Consider the following 26,244-nt stretch of genomic DNA (forward strand, 5'->3'; position numbering starts at 1 on the left):
GTGTAACTCAAATGCGAATCGCGCCGCCCGTCAAGCGCGAAGGACGGAACCATAGATGGCGTTTTTTTCCCGCTTTTTCAAATTCATGTCCCACGACCTTGCGATCGATTTGGGGACCGCGAACACGGTCGTCTATCTGCGCGGCCGCGGCGTTGTGCTGAATGAACCGTCGGTTGTGGCGGTAGAAACACTGAACGGCATCAAGCGGGTCAAGGCCGTCGGCGACGACGCCAAGCTGATGATGGGCAAGACGCCCGGCAGCATCGAGGCGATTCGCCCGCTGCGCGATGGCGTCATCGCGGACATCGATGTCGCCGAAGAGATGATCAAGCACTTCATCCGCAAGGTGCATGGCGGCCGCAAGTTCATGCGCTGGCCCCAGATCGTGATCTGCGTGCCCTCTGGTTCGACCAGCGTCGAGCGCCGCGCGATCCGCGACGCCGCGTCCAACGCCGGCGCGTCGCAGGTCTTCCTGATCGAAGAGCCGATGGCCGCTGCGATCGGCGCCGATATGCCGGTGACCGAACCGATCGGGTCGATGGTCGTCGACATCGGCGGCGGCACCACCGAAGTCGCCGTGCTTTCGTTGCGCGGCCTCGCCTATTCGACCTCGGTCCGCGTCGGCGGCGACAAGATGGACGAAGCGATCGTCTCCTATGTCCGCCGCAACCATAACCTGCTGATCGGCGAAGCCACAGCAGAGCGGATTAAGCAGGAAGTCGGCGTTGCCAAGCCGCCTGCGGACGGCATCGGCAAGACGATCCACATCAAGGGCCGCGATCTGGTCAACGGCGTTCCCAAGGAAATCCAGATCAACCAGGGCCAGATCGCCGAAGCGCTGAGCGAGCCGGTCGGCACGATCGTTGAAGGCGTGCGCATCGCACTCGAAAACACGGCGCCCGAACTGGCGGCGGACATCGTTGATCAGGGCATCGTCCTGACCGGCGGCGGCGCGCTGCTCGAGGGGATTGACGAAGTCCTTCGCGATGAAACGGGTCTGCCCGTTACCGTCGCCGAAGACCCCCTGACCTGTGTGGCGCTGGGCACTGGACGTGCGCTAGAAGATCCTGTGTTTCGTGGTGTTCTGATTCAGGTCTGAGGAAGCGGGGGCTATGGCGCCGCCACATAATCGGCGCTCCGGCTTTTCGCGACGGGCGCAATACGGACTGTTCATCGGTTATGTGGTCGCGGCCGGCGGTGCACTGGTCGCGGTTGCTTTGCTGTTGCTGTCGACCCTAAATCCGCCCGCCTTTGCGGGCGTGCGCGGGGCGTTTTCTGAGCTGGTTACCCCAATCGCTTCGGGTGCGGACTGGATGCGGCGCGGGATTTCCGGCGGGCCATCTTGGGTCGGCAGCTTCTTTGGCGTACGTGAGGAAAATGCCCGACTGCGCGCCGAACTCGAAGCGAACAAGAAGCTGATCGAGCATGCCCGCGTCGTCACCCGGGACAACCGCCGCCTGCGCGCACTGGCCAAGCTACGCGACCGCGTCGCCGACCCAGTGGTCGCCGCCCGTATCGTCTATGCCAGCGGTTCCAGCACGCGGCGCTTCGCAACGCTCAACGCCGGCAGCTGGCAGGGCGTTCGCGCAGGCCAGCCCGTGCGCGGTCCCGACGGGCTGATCGGCCGCGTGGTCGAAGTCAGCCCCAACACCGCGCGCATCCTGCTCGTGCTCGATCCTGAAAGCGTCGTGCCCGTCCGCCGCATCCGCGATGGCCTACCCGCCATCGCCGCCGGGCGCGGCGACGGCCAGCTCGAAATCCGCTCGGCCGGTGAAGCGCAGGTGCTGTTCGAACCCGGCGACACCTTCGTCACCTCGGGCACTGGCGGCCTGTTCCCGCCGAACATCGCGGTCGCAGTGGCGCTCGAACGCGGGCGCGACACCACCAAGGCCAGGGCTACCGCCAGCCCCGACATGCTCGACTATGCCCTGGTCCAGCGCGCTTTCTTCCCCGAAGCGTCCGATGTGCGCGCGCGGGAAGCAGCCCCGCGGTGACCGGCACTCCCTTCGCGGGCCTTGGCCAGCCCACCCTGTCATCGCGTGCGCGCTGGCTCGCCCCGCTGTCGATCGTCATCGGTTCGCTGATCACCCTGATCCCGCTCAAGGCGACCGTCCCGCTGCTCCCGCCATTCGGGCTGATGATGCTGCTCGCGTGGAGGCTCCACCGGCCCGATCTGCTCAAGCCATGGGCGCCGCTGCTGCTCGGCTTTGTCGATGACATGGTCAGCGGCCAGCCGCTCGGCAACGCGATGTTTTTCTGGACCGTGTCGTTTATCGCCATCGATGTGCTAGACACGCGGATCGTGTGGCGTGACTTTCTTCAGGACTGGCTGCTGGCTGCGGGCGCGATCGGCTTTTGCTTGATCGGCGGGCGGCTGGTCGCGACGCGGCTCGACGCGCATGTCGATACGGTGCTGCTGATCCAGATCCTGATTTCGATCGCGCTGTTCCCCGTCCTGGCACGCCTCGTTTCACGCCTCGATCGCCGAAAGAAATGGCAATGAGCGGCCCGGTGCGCATGATTTCCGACGCGCAGCAGAGCTACAGCTTCTCGCGCCGCGCCATGCTGCTCGGTGGCATTCAGGCGACGCTCGGACTCGTGCTGGCCGGGCGCATGACCTGGCTGTCGGTCTATGAGAATGACAAGTACAAGCTGTTGTCCGAGAGCAACCGCGTCAATCTGACGCTGACACCCCCGCGCCGCGGCTGGATCGTCGACCGGCGCGGCGTGCCGATCGCCAACAATCGCACCGACTTCCGCGTCGACATCATCCCCGACCGGCTCGAGAACAAGGGTCAGGTGCTCGCGACGCTGCGCGATATTCTTGCACTCACGCCCGAAGACATCGCGCAGATCGAGGAGGATCTGAAGGGAGCCGCCGGGTTCAGGCCCGTGCAGGTTGCCGAAAATCTTGATTACGAGCGCTACGCCGCGGTCAATGTCCGACTTCCCGACCTGCCCGGCGTTGCCCCGGCCCGCGGCTTTGCCCGCAACTACCCCGCCGGCGCCGCAATCGGTCATCTCGTCGGTTACGTCGGTACCGCGACTTCGGAGCAGTTCAAGGAAACCAAGGATCCCCTGCTGCTCACACCGGGCTTCAAGATCGGCAAGGACGGTCTCGAAAAGACGCTTGAGGGTCGGCTGCGCGGCACTCCCGGCGCCAAGCGCTCCGAGGTGACCGCACGCGGTAAGCTCGTGCGTGAACTTGCGACCAGGCCTGACGAACCGGGACAGAATGTTCGCCTGACGATCGATGCCGGCCTTCAGGAGTTTACCGCGCGCCGCCTCGGCAACGAATCCGGGTCGGTGACGGTGTTCGACATCACCAATGGCGACATTCTCGCGATGGTGTCGATGCCGTCCTACGATCCCAATGCGTTTTCGGACGGGATCAGCCGCACCGAGTGGAAGATGCTGTCGGAGGACGATCATCTCCCGCTGATGAACAAGACGCTGCAAGGCCTGTATCCGCCCGGATCGACGTTCAAGCCAGCGACTGCGCTCGCGATCCTGGGCGCGGGGGTGGACCCGAAGCGCGTGGTGTACTGCAATGGCGGCTATCAGCTCGGCAATCGCCGCTTCGGCTGTCTCGGCCGGCACGGGCCGATGACGATGCACACCGCGATCGCGCGCAGCTGCAACACCTATTTCTACACGATCGGGCGAGAGATCGGAATCGATCCGATTGCTGTGGCCGCCCGTAAACTGGGCTTTGGCGCGGAGTTCGACCTGCCCCTGCCCTCGCAACGCTATGGCACGATGCCGGATACGGCGTGGAAGATGCGCCGCTACAAACAGGAATGGACCCAGGCGGATACGCTTAACGCATCGATCGGACAGGGTTACGTGCTGGTCAGCCCATTCCAGCTTGCCGTTGCGACCGCGCGGATCGCGTCCAGCCGCGCGCTGCTGCCCTCGCTCATCATCGATACGCCGAAGCCGCCGCTGCGCCTCGACTTTCCCGAAGAGCATCTCGCGATTGTCCGCGCAGGGATGGACGAGGTGGTCAACGGAGCGGGCACCGCCGGCGCCTCGCGCTTGCCCTTCGACAACATCCGCATGGCCGGAAAAACCGGCACCGCGCAGGTTCGCCGGATCATGGACCGCAATCGCGGTCAGGGTGGCGAGTGGAAGTATCGCGACCACGGCCTGTTCATCTGCTTCGCCCCCATCGACAACCCGCGCTACGCCGCGTCGGTCGTGATCGAACATGGCATGGGCGGATCGCGCGCTGCGGCTCCGGTGGCAAAGGACGTGCTGACCTGGCTGTTCGATCGGCAAAAGGCGATTGACTCGCTTGCCGTGCTCGAAGCCGGCTGGGGCGGCGACATCCGCACGCGCATGGCGGCCAAGGAAGCCGCCTTCCGCACCGCGCAGGGGCTTCCTCAGCGTGCCGGGCAAGCGCCGGCGCCGGTACCCAACCCGGCCGCCTCGCCAACCCCTGCTGCAATCCCGACAGCATCGCCCGCGGCCGCATCAGCACCCGCCCCTGCCCCCACCGCCAGCGCGACCCCGACACCAGAGGCCCCGGAATGAGCACGATCGGATCCGGCTTCGTCCCCGCCCCTGTGCTGCGCCTGCCCTGGGGCGCGCTTCTGCTGGTTGCCGGAATCGGGCTGTTCGGCACGGCGATGCTCTATTCCGCGGCCGGGGGTAGCCTGACGCCCTGGGCGCTTAGCCATGGCATGCGCTTCTGCGTCTTTCTCGCCATCGCCCTCGCGATGTCGCGTATCCCGGTCGACTGGTATCGCCATCTCGCCTTTCCGGTCTACGGCGTCTGCATCGTCCTGATCATCCTGACCGAGCTGATCGGCCACGTCGCGGGCGGCGCGCAGAGCTGGCTCGACCTGGGATTCATGCGGCTCCAGCCGTCCGAGCTGACCAAACTCGCGCTCGTCCTCGCGCTCGCCCGGTTCTACGAGATGCTTCCGGCGGGTGAGACACGCAAGTTCGGCGCAATCTGGCCGGCCGTCGTCATTACGATGATCCCTGCCGGCCTGGTGCTGATCCAGCCGGACCTGGGCACCGCGATGATGATCATCGCCGGGGGCGCCGCGATGATGTTCCTGGCCGGGGTACCGCTGCGCCTGTTCATCGCGGGCGGCATGGCGGCGGCGGTCGCGATCCCGCTGATGATCAACTATGGCATGCAGGAATATCAACAAAAGCGCGTGCTGATCTTCCTCAATCCCGAAGAGGATCCGCTGGGTGCGGGCTATCATATCACCCAGTCGAAGATCGCGATCGGATCCGGCGGGCTGTTCGGCAAGGGCTTTGGCAACGGCACCCAGGTCCACCTGAACTACCTGCCCGAAGGCCATACCGACTTCGTCTTTGCACTGGTCGCAGAAGAGCTGGGGCTTGTCGGCGGCGTCGCGCTGATTGCCGCATTCGTCGGCTTGTGCCTGTGGGCGATCGGTGTCTCCACCCGCGCTGGCAGCAAGTTCGAACGGCTGACGGCAGCTGCGATCGCGGCGATGATCTTCTTCTACGTCGCGATCAACCTGCTGATGGTGATGGGCATGGCGCCAGTGACCGGAATCCCGCTCCCGCTGGTCAGCCACGGCGGCTCATCGATGATGACGGTGATGTTCGCGATCGGCATCCTGTTCGCGATCGACCGCCAGAATCGGCACCAGGCAAACACCGCGCGTTGGTAACGCGCATTTTTTGGCAAAAAGCCTGTTGCATTCCGCAAAAGCCCCCGCTATCCGCGCCACTCCCGAACGCGGCAAGCGGCTTCCCAGCCCCTTCCCTCCGCCCGGAATGGACGCATAGCTCAGTTGGTAGAGCAGCTGACTCTTAATCAGCGGGTCCTTGGTTCGAGCCCAAGTGCGTCCACCATTTCTTTTCAATCACTTAGCACCTTGCTTTCCAGCAGTTGGAGCCTCGAGAAGCTCCCGCTGTGGGTGTTTTTGTGCCGTAGGCAGGGCCGATCTCCGAGGGGGATTGGTGTGGCGTGTTTTACCCTCAAAAATCAGCTGGTCGGCATAGGGCGCCAGATGCTTCACCGACATGTGCGCGTACCGACGCACCATCGACTCCGACTTCCAGCCTCCCAGCTCCTGAAGCACCCAGGTGGGCACATCGTTTTGCCGGAGCCAGCTCGCCCAGGTGTGCCGAAGATCATGCCAACGAAAGTCGGTGATCCCGGCGCGCTGGAGCGCATCCCGCCATGTTTTCGTGTTCACCTGCCCCAAAGGCTTGCCCTTGTAGGTGAACACATAGGGACTCTGCTCTCCCATCCGCCGTTCAAGCACCGAGACGGCGAGATCGTTGAGCGGAACGCCCAAGGCCTCGTCGTTCTTGGTATCGCCATGCCCGATCGTGACGATGCGGCGGGTGAGATCGACCTGGTCCCAGGCCAGTCTCTTGATATTTCCCTGCCGCAGGCCCGTCGCGAGCGCGAACAGCATCAGGTCCTGCTGGTGAGGCGGTAGTTCCTGCAGGAGACGATCGACCTGTGCTTGGGTCAACCAACGCACACGCGGCCGCTCATTCTTCCCATAGGTCCTGAACGCTGGAATTTGCTCGAGCCACTCCCACTCGCGCATCGCCTTCCGGAACATGGCGCGGATCAGCGCCACATAGAGATCCTTCGTGCGATCCTTGCGGCGGGCGAGATGGCGCGAGATGATCCCGTCGATCATGTCCCGGCTCACCTGGTCCAGCATCTTGCCGCGCAAATGCTTCGTGAACCAACGGATTCGGCTCACATCGTCCCGATAGGACTTCTTGTGCGCCATCTCCTTTAGCCACCGAAGCGCCGCTTCGTCCCAGCTGCGCCGGGGCTTTCGCTTCAAGCGGGCAAGATCCCACAGCTCGGCCTTCAGCTTGTCGTGATATTCCTCGGCCTTCTGCCTGTCGGACGTGCCAGTAGATCGTCTAATGCGCGTTCCGTCAGGTGCTGTGAACTCGACGTAGTAAATGCCTGTACGGTTCCAGAGTGCCATCGCTCTGCCTCCTTATCGTCGGCACTCAGCTGCATCCGTACGCGACCAGGATATCCCGCTCGAATCGCTGCAACAAGGTCTTCATCGAGAAAGCGCCATTCCCGACCGAATTTGGTTGCTGGCACCGCGCCGCTGTTGGCGTAGCTGCGCATCGTATTGGGATGCACCTTGAGGAACGCCGCAGCCTCCTTGAGTGTGAGCAGGCGCATCGCCCGGTCATCCCGCCCTGTCCGTGCCCAAGCCCTTCCTTGCCTTGGCGAAGGCGCGATCACTCTCCAGGAACGTGGAGAGCATCGCCGGGATGAGTTCGGCCACAGGTTCGCTGTGGCCATAGGTCTTCTCGTAGATCGCGGCATAGTCGGCGAGCGCCGCAGCGAGATCGGGCGATACGCTGATCGCGATCTTGACCGGGGTGCGCTCGGGCAGCCTCGCAAGCTTGAGGTCCATGCTCATCGCTCCGCCATCCGCCAGGGCCGCAGCACGATATCCTTGTGCACCACGACACGAAGCGGCCAGCCGGGCCGCACACGGATGGTCGGTTGGATGTCGAGGTTGCGACCGACAAGCTGGTCCCCTGCTCGCGCTCCGCTCTGCTGGGCGGATTCGCGAATCGCTTCGACGAGGTCGCTCTCGCCGGTGAAGCTCAGCTCGGTGCCGACGCCGAGCAGGGTCGAGAGCGCGACGCCCTTCAACAGCTGCCAGGTGTGGCGATCGACCCGATCGGCAAGGCCAGCATAGCCCTGGGTATCGGTGGCCGGCACATTGTCGATACGCATCGATGCGCCGTCGGGCAGGAGGATGCGCTGCCAGACCACCAGCGCCCGGCTTTGGCCGAACGCGACGACGCTGTCATAGCGTCCGATCAGGCGCGATCCTTGCGGGATCAGCACGGTTTGCCCCGTGACGCTGTCATGAACATTCTGCGTCACCTGCGCAGTCACGAGGCCCGGCAGATCGGAATTCAGACCGGTGATCAGGCTCGCAGCGATGATGCTGCCGGCGTGGAGGGTCCAGGGCGATACCGGATCTGCCAACGCGTGTGGATTGATACTATCCTCGCCGCTGGAACGACCGACCAGCGCAGTCTTGCGCTGCTGGCCATAGGGATCGCTTCCACGATCGGGCGCGACGCCTTCCAGCGGCGCTCCCGCACTAGCCCCGCTGCGCTCGATCCGCGCCGCTGCCGGGGCTGTAGTTTCCCGGGCTCCACCCAGTTGCAGCATCACCCCCGATTCGCGCGCTGCCCTTTGTTCGGCCGCAAGACGCTGCCGCTCAGCTTGCACCGCGTCGAACGCCGGGTCAGCACCCCCTTGCAAGGGCGAGGCGCCAAGCTGCTCCTGTCGTCGCAGGATCGGTCTTCCAAGGTCACCCGGCAGCGGCGGGCCGAGCTTTGGGACATCATCGTAGCTCTTCGGGGCGCCGGCCAGAGCATCATCAGGCGTCCGGTTGGCAATTTCCGTGCTGTCGTCAGCGCTGAGCGAAGCCTGGAAGCTCACAGGCTGCAGCGCCATCCAGGTGAGCCCCGCAACCGCGCTGGTGCTCGCTGCAGCGATTGCGATGATCGCGCCGCGCCGAAAGCGGACGATCCGGCGCGGATGCCCGCGCAGCACCAGCGTTTCGGGATCGGCCTTGGGTGGCAGCTCGGGCGTGGGGGCAGCATCGCTCATGATGCTTTCCCCTGGCGGCGGCGCGGTGACTCCGAGCCCGTGCGGATGATGCGGACCACGGCCTGTTTCTTGCCACCAAGCCGCAATTCCGCGCTGTCGAACAGGCGGTCGACGACATAGAAGCGGCCCGCGACGCGATAATTGACGAGCTCGATATCGCCCTGCGCGCCGACCACGAACAGCGGTGGCGCTTCGCCGACAGCAATGTCTGCCGGAAACTCGATAAAGGTCTGCCGCCCATCGTCAAACGCACGGCTGGGCCGCCAGGCAGGCCGGTCGCCGCTGATCGCATAGCCAAAGTTGAGCCGCTCCACCGCGAGCGCGGCGGCGACGGGCTTTGCCGCCTCGGCTGTCGCTTCCTGCCGACGGATCGCGATCAGCTCGTCCTGCGGATAGGTCCACGACAGCGCGGCCATGGCAGTCGATGCCGTGCTCTCAAGCTGGAGACGATAGGCGCGGCGATCGGTGGTGATGACAAGATTGGTGGAGAGGCCCGCGGCGAACGGTTTGACCAGAATATGCACGCGCTTGGTCTCGCCGCTGCCGCTGGTCGTGTCGCCAACCGTCCAGCGCGCCGTATCGCCCGCCGCGACCGAGACGACCGTCTCGCCGGGCTGCAGCGTGATGTCGGTCACCCGCTCGGGTGCAGCGAACAGGCGATAGAGAACCCCCTCGTTGAAGGGATAGACCTGCACCGCATGAATGAAGCCACGCGCAGCGGGCTCGCGCGTCGCGTCGCGATTGGCGGTGCGCACCCGCAGTTCGGCGCGTGAGGGCGGCACGCGCTTTTTCCCGGTCGGCGGCAGCGGCGTGACAGTCGGCACCGAAGGGCCCGCGGTTGGTCGCCCCCCGGGCATCGTGGTGGAAGACTGGACCGGCGATGGCGCCGACGGCAACGCTGATTGCGCAAGGGCGGGCATGACGGCAAGGACGCTTGCCGCGACGAGGACATGCTTCATGGCTGGGTCTCCAATTGGGGCTGGGATTGCAGGCCGAGGGTCGGGTCGAGCGGCGAACCGAGCGGGAGGTGCGCGGGCGGCGCCGGTAACGCCGGGCCGGGCCGGGCCCGAACCGGTTGCGGATCGGCAGGGGTCTCGAGCTCACGGCTCCAGTCGATTGCATCCACGTAAAGGCCGAGCGGGTTCTTTCGCAGCGTATCGACCGTGCGTGGCGGACGGATCACGACAGTCACGATTGCGGTCCAGCGCGAGGTTCCCGAAAGGCTGCCGCGGGCATAGGCACGCTCGGACCATTTGATCTGAAAGCTCGTGGGCGATGCACGCACGACACTCGTCACCTGGACCGACACCGTCGTTTCACCGATCGCGGCGAACGGGTCAGCGGCACGCGCATACTCGCCCAGAAAGATCGCGCCGCGCTTGCTCGCGAAGTCATAGGCCTGAAGCCAGTGTTCGCGCATCAGCACAGCGTCGAGCGGTCGCGAGCGGATGTTGGTGATGAAGCGCCCGAGAAACCATGCGATCTGCGGGTCGGTCGCGCGATAGTCGGTGGCTGCGGGAGAGAGCGCCCGCGCCTCGCCGAGCTTGTTGACCTCGACCACGTAAGGGACAACGCGGCTCTGCAGCGATTGCCAGATGAGGGCTGCCGACAGGCCGGTGGTCAGGAACAAACCGCCGAACGCCATCAGCCGCCAGTTGCGCGCCTGGACGCGGGCCGAGCCGATCCGCTCGTCCCAGAGCTGCCCGGCGCGCTGATAGGGTGTCTCGGGCTCGGGTGTTCGCCCATAGCGTTGCAGAGTGCGTTTGAAGCGCATCAGTCCTTCTCCTTGATATCGGGGCTGGCACCCTGACCACCGCGGTCGCCGCCCTGCAGGGTGTGGAGCGCCATCTGGCGGTGATGGCGGCGGGATTGGCTTGCCTGGAGGTTTCTTGCCCATCCGGGCATCGCATCGGGCGCATTGCCGCCCGCCTGCGGCGCGGCGGGTGCCTTGGCCGTATTCCCGGCATCCCAGGCTGCGCGCTGGCCACCGGCAGCCGCTTCGCGCAGCCCGAACGCATTGCCGAGGCGCTGCGAGACGGCGCCCCGGGCGGCCGTGGCGACGCCGCCAAGGCCAGCGGCCCTCGAAGAAGAGCCGGAGGTCTCCTTGCCGAGCTTGTAAGCAGTCGAGGCCGCCGACCCCATCGAGGTGCCCGCCCGGATTGCGCCAAGACCGGCAGCGGCAAGTCCGCCGGCTGCGGCAACCCCCGCTCCGGCAGCAACGGCGACGCCGCCCGCGGCGAGAGCAGAGGTCGCGACCGCCGCCCCGGCGCCAAGCTGGGGGGCGCCCGAAACGAGGCCCGTGGCGATGCCGGGTCCGAAGATGCCAAGGCCGAGCAGGGTGAGGCTTGCGAGCACCAGGCTCATCGCCTGCCCGATATCGGGCTCCTGCCCCTGAAGCGCGGTGGTGAACGCGGCGAAGAAGTTGGAGCCGATACCGACGATCACGGCGAGCACCATGACCTTGATGCCGGACGAGATCACGTTCCCGAGCACCCGCTCGGCGAGAAAACTCGTGCGTCCCCACAGGGCGAACGGGACCAGGATGAAGCCGGCGAGACTCGTCAGCTTGAACTCGATGACGCAGACGAACATCTGCACCGAGAGGATGAAAAAGGCGACGATCACGACCGCCCAGGCGAGCAGCAGCACGGTGATCACCACAAAATTGTCGAAGAAGGTGGTGAAGCCGAGCATCTGCGAGGCCTGATCGAGCAATGGCCAGGCTGCGCTGAAGCCGGTCCCGGCGAGGCGGCCGGGCCGCAGCAGATCGTCGGCGCTCAGCGACCCACCCCCGGCGGTCAAACCCGCCTGCGCGAACGAGCGAAAGATGATGTCCGCCAGTGTCGAGAAGCTGTTGAGGATCAGCGCGAAGACGCCGACATAGAGGATCTTCTTGAGAAACCGGCCGATGACATCGTCCTCGCCGCCCATCGCCCAGAAGAGCCCGGCAAGCGTGATATCGATCCCGATCAGCACACTGGTCAGGAAGCCCACGTCAGGCCCGAGCAAGCCAAAGCCGCTATCGATGTAGCGGATGAACTCGGCCATGAAGCGGTCGATGACGTTGAGGTCGTTCACGTGGGACGCTCCTGTGTTGCGATTGCCGCAGGGCCCCGGCGGGCTGGGAGGAAACCGGGACCCTGCGGACTGCGCCCGCAGCGGCGAGGGGGCGCCGCCGCCGCGGACGGTCTGATCAGCGCTCGGGCGTGTAGGCGTTGCCGGTGCCGAGGAACTTGCGGGTCGCAGCCCGCGCGTCCGCCTCCGCCTGCACACGCCGCGCAGCTTCCATCGTCTCCGCGCGATATTGCGCGGCCATCAGGCTCTGGATCTGGAATTGCTGCTTGGCGGTGAGCGCGAGCAGCTGGTTCGTCGTCTGTTGCGCGGCGAGCGCGCCTTGGGCGCCCTGGCTGCGCGCGGCGAGTGCCTCAAGGGTGCGCGCGTCCGCTGCGACCGTCTCAACGACCTTCGCCTGCACGCCCATCGTATGCCGGAAGGAGGACATCGCCGTGTCGAGCCGACCACGTGCCGCGATCACCTGCTGGTCGGTGCGCAGCGCGCTTGCGAGATCGTTGGGGAAGAGCTGACGGAACTGCTGATCGAGCCCGTCGACGCGGAAGTTGACGCCTTGCGCCTGCCCCATCAGCGTGTCGATCTGCCGGATCGTCTGGCGCAACGCATCGAGCTCGGGAAACTCGACCCGGGCAAGGTTCTTCGCCTGATTGAGGATCATCGCCGCCTCGTTCTGGAGCGACTGGATCTGGTTGTTGATCTGCTGGAGGGTGCGCGCCGCAGTCAGAAGATTCTGGCTGTAATTGCTCGGATCAAAGACCGTGATCTGAGCATGGGCCGCAGGCGCGGTAACCATCAGGCCCGTCGCCAGAGCGCCAATCGCGCCGGCGCCGAGCAGACCGGCGATCAGGGTTTTGCGGGTGAAGCTACGCACCATGGGGTTACTCCTTTGCTTGGGGGTCGGGGAATTGGCGGAGCAGTCCGGCGGCCCAGTCGAGGCCGGCATCGGCGAGAAACCGCGCCGCGAAGTCGCCGCTGCCATGCTCGGCAAGCAGCGCGTCGACGCGCGCCTGTGTCGCAGGATCGGAGGAGCCGCACAGCGCGAGCGCGATCGGTCCGAGGCCAAGCTCGAACAACCGGTTGCCGCGTGCGGACTGGAGGTAATAATGACGCTTGGGCGTCGCACGCGCGACAAGCTCGATCTGCGCGGCATTGAGACCAAAGCGCTCGTACGCAGCGCGGCCCTGCCGCTCCATCGCCGCAGGATTGGGCAACAGGATGCGCTGCGGGCAGCTCTCGATGATCGCGGGCGCAATCCCGCTCTGCGCGATGTCGGCAAGGCTCTGGCTCGCGAAGATCACTGCGACATTCTTCTTGCGCAGCGTCTTGAGCCACTCACGGATGCGCGCGGCAAACAGCGGATGATCGAGGAACTTCCAGGCTTCATCGAGGATCAGCAACGACGGGTCGCCGGTGAACCGCTCCTCGAGCCTGTGAAACAGATAGGTGAGCACCGGCGCGACCGCGCTCCCCGCCCCCATCAGCGCCTCAGTCTCGAAGCACTGGACCTGCGCCACGCGCAGATCGTCTTCGGCAGCGTCAAGCAGCCGACCGAACGGCCCCTCGAGCGTATAGGGTGCGAGCGCCGCGCGCAGCGCGGTCGACTGGAGCAGCAACGACAGGCCGGTCAGCGTGCGCTCCTCGAGCGGAGCAGTGGCGAGGCTGCCGAGCGCCGACCAGATCGCGTCCTTGACCGGCGGGTCGACGCTGACCTTCTCGTGCGTGAGCAGCGCGGCGATCCATTCGGCAGCCCAGGCACGCTCGGGTTCGCGGTCGATCGCTGCGAGCGGCTGGAACGCGATGGTCTCGCCTGCCTCTCCGCCAAGCCCGAGGCCATGGTGCGCCCCGCCCATTGCGAGCGTCGCGACGCGCGCCGAGCGGCCCATGTCGAAGATATAGACCCGGCTTGCGGCATAGCGGCGGAACTGCATCGCGATCAGCGCGAGCAGCACCGACTTGCCGGCCCCGGTCGGTCCGACGATCATCATGTGCCCGACGTCGTCAGCATGGGTCGATAGCCGGAACGGCGTCGACCCGGAGGTCTGCGCATAGAGCAGCGGCGGACCATCGAGGTGCCGGTTGCGGGCCGGCCCCGCCCATACGCTCGAGAGCGGCATCAGATGCGCGAGGTTGAGCGTATGGACGAGCGGCTGGCGCACATTGGCATAGACATGCCCGGGCAGGCTCGAGAGCCAGGCTTCGACCGCATTGATGCTCTCGCGGATACAGGTGAAGCCAAGACCATTGACCACCCGCTCGACCTGGCGGACCTGATCCTCGACCCGCGCGCGATCGCTGTCCTGGACGGTGATGGTCGTGGTGAGATGGCCGAAGGCGACATGATCGCCACCCAGCGCCTGAAGTGCGAGATCGGCGTCGGCCATCTTGTTGTCGGCGTCGCTGTCGAGCAGCTGAACCGGCTGATTATAGAGCACCTCGCGCAGCAGCGCGGTCACCGACTTGCGCTTGTTGAACCATTGGCGGCGCAGCCGGGTCAGTGCCCTCGTCGCGTCGGTCTTGTCGAGCGCGATGAACCGCGTGACCCAGCGATAGCCAAAATCGAGATGGTTGAGCGCGTCGAGGATGCCGGGGCGGCTGAGGCCGGGGAAGCCGAGGATCGTGAGCGTGCGCAGATGCATCTGCCCGAGCATCGGCTCGAGCCCTCCGGTGAGCTCTGTATCGACCAGCAGCGCATCGAGATACATCGGCGTCTCGGGAACGCCCACGGCATGCCGCCGCGCGGAAATCCTGCCGTGCAGGAAGGTCAGCGTCGCTTCATCATCGAGCGCGGCAATCTCCGGCATGAAGCCCGAGAAGAGATCGAGCGCGCGATCGGTCTCGGCCACGAATGCGGCGAGCGCCTGACGCCAGTCGCGGCCCTTGTGATTGTCCTCGCGTTCGACGAGCGCTCGGCCTGCCGCGTCGGTCTGGTCGGGGGCCGGCAGGAAGGTCAGCGTCAGATAGTAAAGGCTCTCGAAATGCGCGCCGGCCGCCTCGAACGCGGCGCGCCGCTCTTCCTCGACCAGCCAGGAAGCAGCGTCAGGAAACAGACTGGCGGGATAGCCCAGCGCCTCGCGCCGCTCGGCTTCGATATGCAGCGCCCAGCCTGACCCGAACCGCTTGAGGACATTGTTGGCGCGCGCGCAGGCCGAAACCAGCTCGGCCTGCGTCGCCGACTCAAGGTCAGGGCCACGAAAGCGCAGCGTGCGCTGGAAGCTGCCGTCCTTGTTGAGGACGACGCCCGGCGCAACCAACGCCGCCCAGGGCAGGTGATCGGCGAGCCGGTCGGCACGGTTGCGATATTCGCGCAGGGCTAGCATGCGAGATACCCCCGCTGCCGCAGGTGCCGGGCAAGCACCGGAGCGAAATCGGGATCACGCCGCGCGGCAAATACCGCGACCGTGTGACCAAGCGCCCAGATCACGACGCCCGCGACCCATTGCTGCAGGCCAAGGCCCAGCGCAGCGGCGAGCGTGCCGTTGACGATCGCGATCGTCCGCGGCGCGCCACCCAGCAGGATCGGCTCGGCGAGTGCGCGATGCAGCGGCGCCTCGAAGCCCTCGATCGGTTGGCGGTCCCCGTTCATGCGATCAGCGCTCCGCCGCCGAACGAGAAGAAGGACAGGAAGAAGCTCGACGCGGCAAAGGCGATCGACAGGCCAAAGACGATCTGGATCAGGCGGCGAAAGCCGCCCGCAGTCTCGCCGAACGCCAGCGTCAGACCGGTCACGATGATGATGATCACCGCCACGATCTTGGCGACCGGGCCCTGGACCGACTCCAGCACCTGCTGGAGCGGCTCCTCCCACGGCATGCCGGAGCCTGCGGCAAGAACCTGGCTGGCGGCACATAGCGCGAGACCGGCGGCTGCTCCGGTCACGAGGCGCGCTTTGCCGGGCGTATAGTGGACGATGGTCATGGATCAGGCTCCTGCAGTTGGGGGCAAATGAAAGGGGGCGAGCGCGTAGGCGCCGATGTCGGGATCGATGCCGATGACGCGGGCTATCGCCTCGACACGGCGATCGGTGCCGCGCCCGGCAATGAACACGACGAGGTCGATCGCCTCGGCGATCAGCTGCCGCGGGACCGTGACGACGGCCTCCTGGACGAGCTGTTCGATGCGATAGAGCGCGGCGTTTGCAGAGTTCGCATGGACCGTGGCGATCCCGCCGGGATGCCCGGTGTTCCAGGCCTTGAGCATGTCGAGTGCCTCAGGGCCACGCACCTCACCGACGATGATCCGGTCGGGGCGCAGCCGCAGCGTCGAGCGCACCAGGTCCGCCATCGACACCACCCCAGGACGGGTGCGCAGGGCGACCGTGTCGGGCGCCGGGCTCTGCAGCTCGCGCGTATCCTCGATCAGGATAACGCGGGCGTCGACCCACGCCATCTCGGCGAGCAGCGCGTTGGCGAGGGTCGTCTTGCCCGAACTCGTCCCACCAGCGACGAGAATGTTGAAGCGCTGTGCGACCGCAGCGCGCAACGCGTCCGCAGTCTCGACCGTCATAATCGCGTCAGCGACATAATCGTCGAGCGTGTGCAGCCGCTGCGCAGGCTTGCGGATCGAGAAACAGGGTGCCGTCGCGACCGGCGGCAACACGCCCTCGAAGCGCTCCCCTGCCCCGCCCTCGCGATGGGGCGGCAGCTCGGCTGAAACGATCGGCTGCGCGGCATGGACCTCGGTACGGGCATGGCTCGCAACGAGGCGGATGATGCGCTCGGTCTGCGTCGCATCGATGACGATACCGGTATCGACCCGGCCTTCGCCGAGCCGGTCGAGCCGCAGCGCGCCATCGGGATTGACCATGATCTCAACGACGAGCGGGTCAGCCAGCGCGTCGGCGATGGCCGGTCCCATGGCGGTGCGCAGCATCGCGCGCCGACGCTCGGCGGATAGCGCGGCGCTCATCGCGCGCCCTCCCCTGGCAGCAAGGTCCGCCGCCCCGACGCCACGGCGCGGCCGACCTGCGTGACAAATGCCTCGAAGCGCTCGCGGGCAAGCGCGCGACCAACCGCATCATTCTCGGCAAGCGGTGTCTGGATCGAGAGCTCGAAGCGGATGAACAGCGCCAGCGTCTCGAGCGTGACATGGCCATCGCGCTCGATCCGCGCGAGCGCATTGCTCATCCGGTCGAGCCGCAGGGCGAAGCGATCCTCGAGTTCGGACGCGCCACGACGGTTGAGCCAGGCGGTGACCGCATCGGCGAGGATCGCCGACTTGGTCGCACCGGGCTTGGCGGCCAGCGCTTCGAGCCGGTCGCTGAGCGGTTTGGGCAGGAACAGCTGGTGGCGGACGCGCTCGACCATGGTCAGAACTCCAGCCCGAGATTGCCGGCGCGCGAGGATCCTGCCTCGATCGCGTAGACACGGCGCGCGGCGTCGCCGGCCGAGCGGTCCATCGCACGCTTGTCGGCGGCTGGATCGCCCTCGTCCTCGCCGAGCCCGAGCGGACCGGCGGGTGCGAGATCGACCGGCGTGGCGGGTGCGATCTCTTGCTCGGGCTGGCGCGCCTGCTCGAGACCGCCATCGGCCTCCTCGTCCTCCTGCGCATCCGGCGCGAGGCGATCGTCGATTGATCGCACCTGGCCCGACCAGTCATCGGCTCGCGCTGAAGGCAGGTCGCGGGGGTGATCGGGACCAAGCTTCGGCGGCGCGACCCTGCGCGCAGTGAAGGACACGTCCTCGAAATAGCGCAGCTTCTGGGCGCGCACGGGCGGATGCCCCGCGACCAGCACGAGCTCGTCGCTTGGGGGCAGCTGCATGACTTCCCCCGGCGTCAGCAGCGCGCGGGCGGTTTCCTGGCGGCTGACCATGACATGGGCGAGCCAGGGCGCGAGCCGGTGCCCGGCATAGTTGCGCATCGAGCGCTGCTCGGTCGCGGTGCCGAGCGCGTCGGAGATCCGCTTGGCGGTGCGCTCGTCATTGGTCGCAAAAGCGACGCGCACATGGCAGTTGTCGAGGATCGCGTTGTGCTCGCCATAGGCTTTCTCGATCTGGTTGAGGCTCTGCGCAATGAGAAAGGCGCGCACGCCATAGCCGGCGAGGAAGGCTAGGCTGGTTTCGAAGAAATCGAGCCGGCCGAGTGCCGGGAACTCGTCGAGCATCAATAGCAGCTTGTGACGCCCCGGCGCGCCGGCGGCATGGAGCTGCTCGGTCAGCCGCCGTCCGATCTGATTGAGGACGAGCCGGATCAGCGGCTTGGTACGGCTGATGTCGGAAGGCGGCACGACCAGGTAGAGCGACACGGGATACCGCGCCGAGACCAGGTCCTCCACCCGCCAGTCCGACGCCGCGGTCACTGCCGCGACCGTGGGATCGCGATAGAGACCCAAGAACGACATCGCGGTCGAGAGCACGCCCGAGCGCTCATTCTCGGACTTGTTGCGCACCTCGCGCGCTGCCGATGCGACCACGGGATGCACAAGCGGCGCGTCGTCGCTCCCCAGATGATTGGTCGTCATCATGACTTGCAGCGTTTCGGCAAAGGAGCGCTGCGGATCGGAGAGGAAGGTCGCAACGCGGGCGAGCGTCTTCTCTTCCTCGGCATAGAGGATGTGGAGGATCGCGCCGACCAGCAGCGCATGGCTGGTCTTCTCCCAGTGGTTGCGCCGTTCGAGCGCGCCTTCCGGATCGACGAGAATGTCCGCGATGTTCTGGACGTCGCGCACCTCGTGCGCGCCGCGCCGGACCTCGAGCAGCGGGTTGTAGCGCGCAGAGCGCGCATCTGTGGGGTTGAACAGGAGGCAATGCGAGAAGGCCGAGCGCCACCCGGCGGTCAGCTCCCAATTCTCGCCCTTGATGTCGTGAACGACTGCGGAACCCGTCCAGCTCAGCAGCGTCGGAACAACCAGTCCGACGCCCTTGCCCGACCGCGTCGGCGCGAACGCCATGACATGTTCCGGGCCGTCATGGCGCAGATAGCGTGACTCCCAGCGACCAAGAAACACACCAGCATCCGCAGCCAGTCCCGCTGCCCGGATGTCCCGCATGCCCGCCCATCGCGCCGAACCATAGGTGGTGACATGCGGTTGCTGCCGCGCGCGCCACACCGATCCGAAGATAGCAGCGCCACATCCCAGCAACCCGCTCGCAGCCGCGATTGCGCCGGCTCGGTCGAACACCGCCGGGGCATAGGCGTCGAAGTGGAACCACCACGGGAATAGCGCCCAGGGCGCATAGACCGGCACGCCGCCGAGCGTGAACCACGGCGCGCCAAGCTCGGGCTGATAGGCCAGCGCGGCGGCCGCCCATTGGGTGGCCAACCACACGCCCGCCACCACGATCAGGGCGACGATCAGCATCTGGCCGAGAAGAAGTTTGGTCGGGGTCATGCGGGCCTCCGCCCGCATGCCACTCACCGCAGCGGGCTAAGCCCCATGAATCGCCCGGAAACGGTCACAGCGTCAGAGTCTCGCTGGTGCCAGCGGGTACACTCTTGGTGCCATCGAAGACGATCGAAGGACGCAGACCGGCAATCGCCAATTCTGACATCGCCGATTAACGCTCCACGCTCCTGCGGCGTGCCTGTTCAACCCGGCGCGCGACCTGAGCCATCTGCATCCAGCGCTTGGCCGCATTTAGGTGGATAGCAACGCGGCCAGGCAGATCGGACAGTTCAGCAAGGCGGATCTGGTCCCTTGCCTGACCCAGATAGAATGCTGCGGACTGGGAAGAGGCTTCGTCGATCGATTGGGACAATGGCCCTACTCCGCTATTCTGCCCCGGATCTTCTACGCATTCACGCACGCTCCTGCCTTAGCATATGTTAGCGCCCAGACGCAGAACACCTTCTGTTTGGAACGATCCAAGAAGATCCTGGCCGGGGCGGCACAACGCCTTAGCGTTAGCGCCACCATGCAGGGGCTAATCGTGCTTTGAGCGTCGGACAGCACCGATATTGTTTCGTTGTGACTTGCTTGAGACCTATCCGTTGCTCAACTCGCACCAACGCAGCTTCAGCCATCTCGGCCTCGACGACCTATTGGCTGGCGCTCCGCTACTGCTGCAAAGGGCTGAACCGGAAACCTTGAGCTTGTTCGTCAGTTTTTGCTGCGCGGGACCCAGCAGGAGAAGGATGATGCCGCGAGGTGACAAAGACGCGTATACGGACAAGCAAAAGCGCAAGGCCGAGCATATCGAAAAAGGCTATGAAAAGCGCGGGGTGTCCAAAGACGAGGCCGAAGGCCGTGCCTGGGCGACGGTGAACAAGGACTCTGGCGGTGGAAACAAGTCTGGTTCGGGTCGGGGAAGTAAAGACAGTCACGACAGCGCGCGCGCGGGCGGCCGCAGGAGCAGTTCGAGCAGGAGCACCGCAGATCGTTCGGCGGCAGCAAAAAAGGGATGGGAAACGCGCCGAAAGCGCGCCGCGCACTAATGGGCCAGCCCGCACAAATTCGCGCGGAGGCGCTGGGACTGGAGCGCGCGCACAGCGACCCGATCGGCGCGATGGAGAACTGGCAAAGGGATAGGGACGTTTCAGTCGAAGCGTCTGGATAGAAGTGAGCGTGTTCGAAACCGGCTTTTCTATCCATCATCGGGCGGGCGAACCTAACGGAGAGACTTATGCCGGGTGGAGGACCTCAATATTATGCGCGCCGCGCTCGCCAGGAACGCTACATGGCTGAGAATGCGAAGGATATTACAGCTCGAAGGGCGCATCTCATGCTCGCCGAGCAATATGAGCGCATCGCCAACGGAGAAATCCTGCGAACGGGCGTTGTTGAGCGCGGGTAGCGGAGGCGGCGTCCGATACAATCGGCTGGTTCAAAAACGCCAGCGGAAAACGATGCTTCGACGCGGCTCGAACCTTTCTCGCTCCGGTTCTGCGACAGTCGCATCGGGTCGGAACTTCACAGGAACCTGAAGCCGCCTGCGCAGCACCGCGGGTCGCACGCGCCTGAGATGCTTACCGCAATTTTGGACGAATGGTAACATCGACATCGACCTCACTCGCCTCGATCAAGTCCAGCCTGGCCAGCAGACCGTCGAATGCGTCATCATGACAGACCGGAAAATGGCGTTCGAACTGTTTCCCCAGCATCGCCAGCTCGACAGTGGTCAGAAAGCCCACGGCAACGATTCTATCTTGTGCCATGGGCACCTCCGGAAGCTAAACAAACCGCCAACACTTTGGTGTCAGTCATTACGTGTCGTGATGAATTAATTGTTGATCACCAAGACGAACACGAAGCGACGGGTGGGCGCAAGAACTGCGCGCGATATGCAACTCGTGCCGGGTATTCCACGACGCGTCAGGGCATGCTCCATGGGCAGAAAGAGCAGCGGCACAATACTTAGTGCTTCGTGCAACGCACGCTGCAAGACAATCGCGCCAGACCTGCGCGATCGGCGCACCAGGACGGCGCGGATCGATGCCTTTTCTGCGGGAACCAAATTCCCGACGGACGCTTGGAGCCACGAGAGGAGAAGGCACATGAGCGACGACAAGGAACAGCGCGGCCCGCAGGACGCATCGCGGGTGGCGATGGGTGAGGATTACGAAGTGCGGTACTGGACCGAGCGCTTCGGCGTGTCGCGCAACCGGCTTGAGGAGGCGGTTGGCGCCGTCGGCAATGGCGCGGATGCGATCGAGGCGTATCTGAGCGGGGAGCGCACGGCATGATCGGGGGCGATGGGGACGGGCCCGACGAGCAGGAGCGGCTGGCACCGGGCGACACGAGCACCAACCCGACGGGTGCCGCGAACAAGACGAAGGTTGAGAACGAGAAGGATGGGCCGCCAAGGCAACCGGAACTGCCCGAGGAATGAAAAGCTCGGACTCCTCGCGCTTTTCCCCAGGCCGAGGTGAGAGCGCCCGCGCAACGCTTCTCGGGACCGCATGGCTTACGCTCGCTGTTGAGAGACCGCCGCTTCCAATCCGCCGTAGTGCTGCCCGACAGCCGGAGTGACGCGGATAGGTTTAAATCCATTCGCGCGAGCAGCAGCGCGAAGGTGGGTAAATTCAGCCAAAACCGGCTCAGCTTCGAACGCGCGCAAGGAACCCTGATCCGGACAATTTGTTCGACCCGGTGAAGGAGAGACCTGTGTCCGATCTCGATCACTCGACCATCCGAGACGTCCCCGACGCGCATACCCACAAGCCCGGTCTCACGGGCAGACGGGCCGTCATCACTGGCGGCACCACCGGTATCGGCCGGGCAATTGCCGTGCTGCTCGCGTCGGAGGGCGCACGGGTATTTGTGTGCGGTCGAACGCCTGAGCATCTCGACGATGCGATCAAACGTATTCGCGAAGTGGGCGTCGGCGACGGCATCAACGTCGATCTTGCGAACCGCGATGATATCACGAAGTTCTTTGGAGCGGCCGAGGCATTTCTCGGCGGCATCGATATCGCGGTCATCAACGCGGCTGTTCCGGCCGAGGCTCTGACGGAAACCGGCGAGGAAGATACCGAATACCAGATTGCGGTGGATTTTACCTCTTACCTTACGTCCGCTCAGGCGGCCGCAAAGCGCATGGCGGCAGGAAGCGACATCATCTTGATCGGTTCGATGTCTGCGGTGTCACGCGCCGGTGGAAGCTCGATCTATGTCGCTGCCAAGTCGGGCATTCAGGGATTTGCCAAGTCCCTTCGCGAGGAACTGGCCGAACGGGATATCAAGGTTGGCCTGATCGAGCCGGGCTTTACCGGTGCTGACTTCCAGTATCCGGATTTTCCTCCTGAAAAGCAGCGTGCACTGATCCGCGAAGGGAAGATGTTGCGCGCGGAGGATATCGCTGCATCGACCCATTTCATGCTAACCCAGCCGCGGCGCACGGCGGTTTCGCTGATGCGCGTCGAGACGCGGCTTGAGCATCCATGAAGTTCGCCGTCGATCGATTGATATTCGGGCCGGATGACGTTGACCTGTCAAGGTCACCGCTCGCCGGGCAGCTGAATGCCGAGACCTTTGTATTGGGCGCCTTCAACCCCGGAATGACCCGCCTGCCCAACGGCAATCTGCTCATGATGGTCCGCGTGGCCGAGGCGCTGCGAGAACCGATCCGGAACGGCAAGGTACATGCAATCCGCTGGGACGCCGGCCGCTACGTTCTCGACGGCTGGCCAGTTGAACTCGTCAACACCGCGGACCCGCGCAAATTCCTGCTCCACGGTGGAGGCTGGCGCATCATGGCGCTGACATCGCTTTCCTGGCTCCTGCCGGTCGAGTTGTCGCCCGATGGCCTGAAGTTGATCGCGATCCATTACGACAAGGCGGTCGCACCGCAGGGAGGCTGGCAATGCTATGGTGTCGAAGATGCGCGGATCAGCAAGCCGGGTGACCAGTGGCTGATGACCACATGCTCAGTCAGCCCCGAGCGGCATTCGACGACGCTTTACGTGTCGGACAACGGCCTTGACTGGCGGTTCGACGGCATTGTGCTCGATCACCAGAACAAGGACATGCTGATCTTCGAGGGAAAGATTGCCGACCAGTACTGGGCCCAGACCCGCCCGCTCGGCGATCTCTACTTTGCCTATCCGCCTGGCAGCGCGTGGCGTGCCGGCCCCTCGATCAATCTTGCCACCTCGCCCGACGCACGCCACTGGCGACCTCACCTTGACCCGGGCATTCGCCCTCATGCCGCAACGGTCGCGACCGCGCGCATGGGCGGGGGCACACCTCCAATCCTGACCGACGCGGGCTGGCTGACACTGTGGCACGGTGTCGAGCCTAAGGAGATCGTCGGAATCTATCGTACCTATTGGTCAATCCTCGATCGCGACGATCCTTCGAAGATTTTGCGGTCAGACCATAGCCCCCTGCTCGAAGCATCGCCGGTGCTCACGCATCCGCTTGAGGACAAGATGTACGTCCGCGACATCGTCTTCACGACGGGAATAGCCGATGCGGGGGATCATTATGTCGTCGCATCGGGCGAGGCCGATCTCGCCTGTCGCATCACGCATGTTCCCAAGAGTATCTTTCAATGAGCGGGGCGACAGGCGCAGCGCGCCCCCTGCCCGCTCCCGAACACGACCAACGTGACTGCGGACGCGCGCTGCTCATCATCGACATGATCAACTGCTTCGACTTTCCTGAAGCGGACCTGCTGCGGCGCCATGCCAAGCGCGCGGCTGCGGCCATCCTGAGGCTTCGCGCGCAGGCGGATCGGGCCGGGATCCCGACCGTCTATGTGAACGACAATTTCGGCGAGTGGCACTCGCAACAGTCGCGGCTCGTCGAGCGTGCAGCGAGCAAGCTCGTCTGTGCTGAAATCGCACCGCGTCCTTTTGACTATTTCGTCATCAAACCGCAGTTTTCCGGCTTCTACGGGACCAATTTGCCGGTCCTGCTGCCGAAGCTCGGCGTGCGGAACCTGATACTCACTGGCATCGCAACGGACATCTGCATCCTGTTTACTGCGGCGGACGCGCATATGCGCGACTATCGTCTATGGGTACCTGACGATGCCGTCGCTGCTCAAACTGCAGGTCGGGGCCGCGCAGCGCTTACGATCATGCGGGATTACATGGGCGCCGAGACGTCATCGGCCGCGCAACGCGATCTTGCAGCGTGGAAGCCCTCTCGCCTTCGGCATGAGGCTGACCCAGGGCCTCAGCCTTGATCGTGTTCGACGAGCACCTTCGCCGTCACGCACAGCGGAGGCAGCGCTATCCGCCGCGCTATGTCGAGTTCGAGGTAGGCAGGATCAAACTCGGCAAACTCGCTAAGGCCATTCCAGTCCATCACTTCGACGATGCCGCGCCGTATCTTTGCGAAGCCCTGAGCATCGAGTGTCCGGAGCATGCGGTTGACATGCACCGACGTTAGACCGAGGGCATCGGCAAGGTGCAACTGGGTAGCGGGAAACGCGAAGACAAATTGATCGCAGATCGCGCCCAAGCGGTACCGATAGGCCATCTCGCAAATGAGGTGTGCCGTCCGCATCCCGGCGTTGCGCCCCCCGATATTGACGACCCACTCAGACACCACTGCGGCATCAACGACGCATTCGCGCCAGAACGCTTCGGCAATGGCCGGATAGCGTGCCGCAGACTCGCGCAGAGCAGCGTGCGGTATCTTGAGGATCGTGGTGGGCGTGAGTGCCTGAAGCGCCGAACGCGCCTGGGGCAACACAGTTGAGTGCAAGTCCACCATGTCGCCGGGGATATGGAGCGCACTGATCTGCCGATTGCCCTCCTGCCCCTGACCGAAGCGTCCGGCCAGTCCGTCAACGATCAGGCACGAATGCGGATTCCGATCTCCCAGCCGAACGAAATCCCGCCGCGCTTCGACATGCTCGACACGCGCTGGCAATGAAAGAATCGCCTGGCACTCCTCCTCGCTGAGCAGCGAACGCCTGAGAACCTTGGCGAGAAAATGGCCCAGAGAAGAATTGAAGGGGGTCATCGAGGAAGTCCGTTGCGGTGGCACCCCCGTGTCTCCGAACTGGCTCCAGACAAAAACAACCTGTGATAAGACGTTGATCTCAAAGGTGCTGTCCGAGCTTTCCGCGCCAAAACCCGTTCGACAGAATTCCCGCCTACAGTGGCGGCCCCGACATTTTGACGCGCAGCCTGGCCATCGCCTCGTACGAGGCGGCCATCTGCAGATGCGTCTTTCGAATGGGCTCTTCAGCAGCTTTGTCAGCCATCTCCCGGGCGTGACGTGCCCGAGCCAGATAATATTCACCGTCCTGCATGCCAACCTCCGTCGCTGCCCCCAGCTCTGGAACGTCAATTTTATGTCGCGCAAAACGACCGCTCAACAATCCATGTTAAAGAGCTTTGGCGGGTCGACGCTGGCGGCGAACCTGCAGCGTGCTCACCGGATCACATTTGCAGCGCAAGCGGCTCGATCCTTAGCGTGGCCACATCGACGCCGGGTCCACGCGTGGCAGCAAACAGGATCGCGTCGGCAACTGCGTCAGGACGCAGCATCCTGTATCCATCGACTTGCGCGCGCTGCTCTGGAGAAGAGGCCTGCATGGCCGTGCAAATCGCGCCCGGCTCAATCAGAGTCACCCGGATCGAGTCGGCCATCAGCTCTTTACGCAGCGTTTCGGCAAAAGATGCGATACCACCTTTAGCCGCGTTGAATACGCTTTCGCCAACCGCCTTGATGTGGACGCTGATCGACCCGACCAGAATAACGATCCCGTCCCGCGAGTCTGATTTGCGCATTCGCGCGACTGCACGCTGGGTGCAGGCAATAGAGCTCATCAAGTTGCTCTCGATTGCATATCGCCACTCGCCATCGTCCACGTCCATCAGCGGTCCGGCGCCCACGCCAGCACAGGCAACCAGAATATCGAGTCCGCCCAGACTCTCATCCACTTCGGCGAACAGTGCGTCGGCGCCCGTCGGACCGGAAAGATCCGCCAACGCCCAAGCCACCTCGCCTCCTGGCTCCACCTTGCGCAGCCCATGAGCGACCTGCTCAAGAGTTTCCCCGTCCCGGTCCGTAATCAGGATACGCGCGCCATGGCTGAGAAATTGTGCCGCCACCGCGCGCCCGACGCCACCGGCGCCCCCAGTGATCAAGACGCGCTTTCCCGCGAGGCTAGTCAGGTTCGCCACGCTCAGTCTCCCAGTGTCAGGCTTCCCACTTT

29 protein-coding genes, 1 tRNA gene and 1 pseudogene are annotated in these 26,244 nt (G+C 64.8%); 12 read left to right on the forward strand and 19 right to left on the reverse strand.

Going from position 1 to position 26,244, the window contains the following annotated elements; genetic code table 11:
• Nucleotides 1-55 precede the first annotated feature (55 nt).
• The 6 genes from VGN66_RS17225 to VGN66_RS17250 all read left to right on the forward strand — a co-directional run bounded on the left by VGN66_RS17225 (nucleotide 56) and on the right by VGN66_RS17250 (nucleotide 5,844).
• A complete protein-coding gene (locus VGN66_RS17225; protein ID WP_327520006.1) occupies nucleotides 56-1,099 on the forward strand; it encodes a rod shape-determining protein in 1,044 nt (347 codons plus the stop codon).
• Nucleotides 1,100-1,112: 13 nt separating this feature from the next.
• A complete protein-coding gene (gene mreC, locus VGN66_RS17230) occupies nucleotides 1,113-1,994 on the forward strand; it encodes a rod shape-determining protein MreC (RefSeq protein ID WP_327520007.1) in 882 nt (293 codons plus the stop codon).
• Complete coding sequence (mreD, locus tag VGN66_RS17235) at nucleotides 1,991-2,503, forward strand: rod shape-determining protein MreD (protein WP_224920837.1); 513 nt, start codon at nucleotides 1,991-1,993, stop codon at nucleotides 2,501-2,503. Before mreC ends, mreD begins: the two co-directional genes overlap by 4 nt.
• Nucleotides 2,500-4,536: a penicillin-binding protein 2 gene (mrdA, locus tag VGN66_RS17240; protein ID WP_327520008.1), complete on the forward strand. Its 2,037-nt coding sequence runs from the start codon at nucleotides 2,500-2,502 to the stop codon at nucleotides 4,534-4,536. The genes mreD and mrdA overlap by 4 nt, the downstream gene beginning before the upstream one ends.
• The gene (gene rodA / locus VGN66_RS17245) at nucleotides 4,533-5,660 is read left to right on the forward strand and encodes a rod shape-determining protein RodA (RefSeq protein ID WP_327520009.1); all 1,128 of its coding nucleotides are present in this window, start codon (nucleotides 4,533-4,535) and stop codon (nucleotides 5,658-5,660) included. Before mrdA ends, rodA begins: the two co-directional genes overlap by 4 nt.
• A gap of 108 nt (nucleotides 5,661-5,768) precedes the next feature.
• Nucleotides 5,769-5,844, forward strand: a tRNA-Lys gene (locus tag VGN66_RS17250).
• 11 nt (nucleotides 5,845-5,855) lie between these two features.
• On the opposite strand, the gene VGN66_RS17255 is transcribed toward VGN66_RS17250, so the two are convergent.
• The 15 genes and pseudogenes from VGN66_RS17255 to VGN66_RS17320 all read right to left on the reverse strand — a co-directional run bounded on the left by VGN66_RS17255 (nucleotide 5,856) and on the right by VGN66_RS17320 (nucleotide 19,386).
• Entirely contained in the window at nucleotides 5,856-6,953 is a 1,098-nt protein-coding gene (locus VGN66_RS17255) for a site-specific integrase (protein ID WP_327520010.1), read from the reverse strand.
• Between the two features lie 68 nt (nucleotides 6,954-7,021).
• Nucleotides 7,022-7,162: pseudogene (locus tag VGN66_RS18745) on the reverse strand (helix-turn-helix domain-containing protein); the annotation flags it as partial.
• 7 nt (nucleotides 7,163-7,169) lie between these two features.
• Nucleotides 7,170-7,400 carry a DUF2274 domain-containing protein gene (locus VGN66_RS17260; protein ID WP_414713220.1) on the reverse strand — a complete coding sequence of 77 codons (231 nt, stop codon included), beginning with the start codon at nucleotides 7,398-7,400 and terminating at the stop codon, nucleotides 7,170-7,172.
• Nucleotides 7,401-7,402: 2 nt separating this feature from the next.
• Nucleotides 7,403-8,620: a TrbI/VirB10 family protein gene (locus VGN66_RS17265; RefSeq protein WP_327520012.1), complete on the reverse strand. Its 1,218-nt coding sequence runs from the start codon at nucleotides 8,618-8,620 to the stop codon at nucleotides 7,403-7,405.
• On the reverse strand, nucleotides 8,617-9,579 hold the full coding sequence (gene trbG, locus VGN66_RS17270; RefSeq protein WP_327520013.1) for a P-type conjugative transfer protein TrbG: 963 nt from the start codon (nucleotides 9,577-9,579) through the stop codon (nucleotides 8,617-8,619). The genes VGN66_RS17265 and trbG overlap by 4 nt, the downstream gene beginning before the upstream one ends.
• Nucleotides 9,576-10,394 carry a conjugal transfer protein TrbF gene (gene trbF, locus VGN66_RS17275; RefSeq protein ID WP_327520014.1) on the reverse strand — a complete coding sequence of 273 codons (819 nt, stop codon included), beginning with the start codon at nucleotides 10,392-10,394 and terminating at the stop codon, nucleotides 9,576-9,578. Before trbF ends, trbG begins: the two co-directional genes overlap by 4 nt.
• The gene (gene trbL, locus VGN66_RS17280; RefSeq protein WP_327520015.1) at nucleotides 10,394-11,698 is read right to left on the reverse strand and encodes a P-type conjugative transfer protein TrbL; all 1,305 of its coding nucleotides are present in this window, start codon (nucleotides 11,696-11,698) and stop codon (nucleotides 10,394-10,396) included. Before trbL ends, trbF begins: the two co-directional genes overlap by 1 nt.
• Nucleotides 11,699-11,813: 115 nt before the next feature.
• Nucleotides 11,814-12,566 carry a P-type conjugative transfer protein TrbJ gene (trbJ, locus tag VGN66_RS17285; protein ID WP_327520016.1) on the reverse strand — a complete coding sequence of 251 codons (753 nt, stop codon included), beginning with the start codon at nucleotides 12,564-12,566 and terminating at the stop codon, nucleotides 11,814-11,816.
• 4 nt (nucleotides 12,567-12,570) lie between these two features.
• A complete protein-coding gene (gene trbE, locus VGN66_RS17290; RefSeq protein ID WP_327520017.1) occupies nucleotides 12,571-15,009 on the reverse strand; it encodes a conjugal transfer protein TrbE in 2,439 nt (812 codons plus the stop codon).
• Nucleotides 15,003-15,275: a VirB3 family type IV secretion system protein gene (locus tag VGN66_RS17295; RefSeq protein ID WP_327520018.1), complete on the reverse strand. Its 273-nt coding sequence runs from the start codon at nucleotides 15,273-15,275 to the stop codon at nucleotides 15,003-15,005. The genes trbE and VGN66_RS17295 overlap by 7 nt, the downstream gene beginning before the upstream one ends.
• Complete coding sequence (locus VGN66_RS17300) at nucleotides 15,272-15,607, reverse strand: TrbC/VirB2 family protein (RefSeq protein WP_327520019.1); 336 nt, start codon at nucleotides 15,605-15,607, stop codon at nucleotides 15,272-15,274. Before VGN66_RS17300 ends, VGN66_RS17295 begins: the two co-directional genes overlap by 4 nt.
• 3 nt (nucleotides 15,608-15,610) lie before the next feature.
• Nucleotides 15,611-16,597 (reverse strand): P-type conjugative transfer ATPase TrbB, encoded by a 987-nt coding sequence (gene trbB, locus VGN66_RS17305; RefSeq protein ID WP_327520020.1) that lies wholly within the window; start codon nucleotides 16,595-16,597, stop codon nucleotides 15,611-15,613.
• Nucleotides 16,594-16,995, reverse strand: a complete 402-nt coding sequence (locus VGN66_RS17310; protein ID WP_327520021.1) for a CopG family transcriptional regulator — start codon at nucleotides 16,993-16,995, stop codon at nucleotides 16,594-16,596. The genes trbB and VGN66_RS17310 overlap by 4 nt, the downstream gene beginning before the upstream one ends.
• 2 nt (nucleotides 16,996-16,997) lie before the next feature.
• Nucleotides 16,998-19,019 (reverse strand): conjugal transfer protein TraG, encoded by a 2,022-nt coding sequence (locus VGN66_RS17315; protein ID WP_327520022.1) that lies wholly within the window; start codon nucleotides 19,017-19,019, stop codon nucleotides 16,998-17,000.
• A 166-nt stretch (nucleotides 19,020-19,185) separates the two neighbouring features.
• Nucleotides 19,186-19,386: a hypothetical protein gene (locus VGN66_RS17320; protein ID WP_327520023.1), complete on the reverse strand. Its 201-nt coding sequence runs from the start codon at nucleotides 19,384-19,386 to the stop codon at nucleotides 19,186-19,188.
• Nucleotides 19,387-19,765: 379 nt separating this feature from the next.
• Here VGN66_RS17320 and VGN66_RS17325 point away from each other — a divergent pair, with 379 nt between their 5' ends.
• Nucleotides 19,766-20,062, forward strand: a complete 297-nt coding sequence (locus tag VGN66_RS17325) for a plasmid stabilization protein (RefSeq protein WP_327520296.1) — start codon at nucleotides 19,766-19,768, stop codon at nucleotides 20,060-20,062.
• Between the two features lie 531 nt (nucleotides 20,063-20,593).
• Here the strand turns inward: VGN66_RS17325 and VGN66_RS17330 are convergent.
• The gene (locus tag VGN66_RS17330; RefSeq protein WP_327520024.1) at nucleotides 20,594-20,782 is read right to left on the reverse strand and encodes a hypothetical protein; all 189 of its coding nucleotides are present in this window, start codon (nucleotides 20,780-20,782) and stop codon (nucleotides 20,594-20,596) included.
• Nucleotides 20,783-21,121: 339 nt separating this feature from the next.
• Here VGN66_RS17330 and VGN66_RS17335 point away from each other — a divergent pair, with 339 nt between their 5' ends.
• The 5 genes from VGN66_RS17335 (at nucleotide 21,122) to VGN66_RS17355 (ending at nucleotide 24,258) form a co-directional block, all read left to right on the forward strand.
• Nucleotides 21,122-21,310 carry a DUF3606 domain-containing protein gene (locus tag VGN66_RS17335; protein WP_327520025.1) on the forward strand — a complete coding sequence of 63 codons (189 nt, stop codon included), beginning with the start codon at nucleotides 21,122-21,124 and terminating at the stop codon, nucleotides 21,308-21,310.
• Nucleotides 21,307-21,456, forward strand: coding sequence for a hypothetical protein (locus VGN66_RS17340; protein ID WP_327520026.1), 150 nt, complete (start codon nucleotides 21,307-21,309; stop codon nucleotides 21,454-21,456). Before VGN66_RS17335 ends, VGN66_RS17340 begins: the two co-directional genes overlap by 4 nt.
• 275 nt (nucleotides 21,457-21,731) lie before the next feature.
• Nucleotides 21,732-22,511 carry an SDR family oxidoreductase gene (locus VGN66_RS17345; protein ID WP_327520027.1) on the forward strand — a complete coding sequence of 260 codons (780 nt, stop codon included), beginning with the start codon at nucleotides 21,732-21,734 and terminating at the stop codon, nucleotides 22,509-22,511.
• A complete protein-coding gene (locus tag VGN66_RS17350; RefSeq protein WP_327520028.1) occupies nucleotides 22,508-23,623 on the forward strand; it encodes a glycosidase in 1,116 nt (371 codons plus the stop codon). The genes VGN66_RS17345 and VGN66_RS17350 overlap by 4 nt, the downstream gene beginning before the upstream one ends.
• Complete coding sequence (locus VGN66_RS17355) at nucleotides 23,620-24,258, forward strand: isochorismatase family cysteine hydrolase (RefSeq protein WP_327520029.1); 639 nt, start codon at nucleotides 23,620-23,622, stop codon at nucleotides 24,256-24,258. The genes VGN66_RS17350 and VGN66_RS17355 overlap by 4 nt, the downstream gene beginning before the upstream one ends.
• Here the strand turns inward: VGN66_RS17355 and VGN66_RS17360 are convergent.
• From VGN66_RS17360 to VGN66_RS17370, 3 genes are all read right to left on the reverse strand, one after another.
• Nucleotides 24,249-25,043: a Crp/Fnr family transcriptional regulator gene (locus VGN66_RS17360; protein ID WP_327520030.1), complete on the reverse strand. Its 795-nt coding sequence runs from the start codon at nucleotides 25,041-25,043 to the stop codon at nucleotides 24,249-24,251. The genes VGN66_RS17355 and VGN66_RS17360 overlap by 10 nt on opposite strands.
• A gap of 133 nt (nucleotides 25,044-25,176) precedes the next feature.
• Nucleotides 25,177-25,335: a hypothetical protein gene (locus tag VGN66_RS17365; RefSeq protein ID WP_327520031.1), complete on the reverse strand. Its 159-nt coding sequence runs from the start codon at nucleotides 25,333-25,335 to the stop codon at nucleotides 25,177-25,179.
• 130 nt (nucleotides 25,336-25,465) lie between these two features.
• Nucleotides 25,466-26,212, reverse strand: a complete 747-nt coding sequence (locus VGN66_RS17370; protein WP_327520032.1) for an SDR family oxidoreductase — start codon at nucleotides 26,210-26,212, stop codon at nucleotides 25,466-25,468.
• Nucleotides 26,213-26,244 lie beyond the last annotated feature (32 nt).

The organism is Sphingomonas sp. (assembly GCF_035998645.1).
GTDB lineage: Bacteria > Pseudomonadota > Alphaproteobacteria > Sphingomonadales > Sphingomonadaceae > Sphingomonas.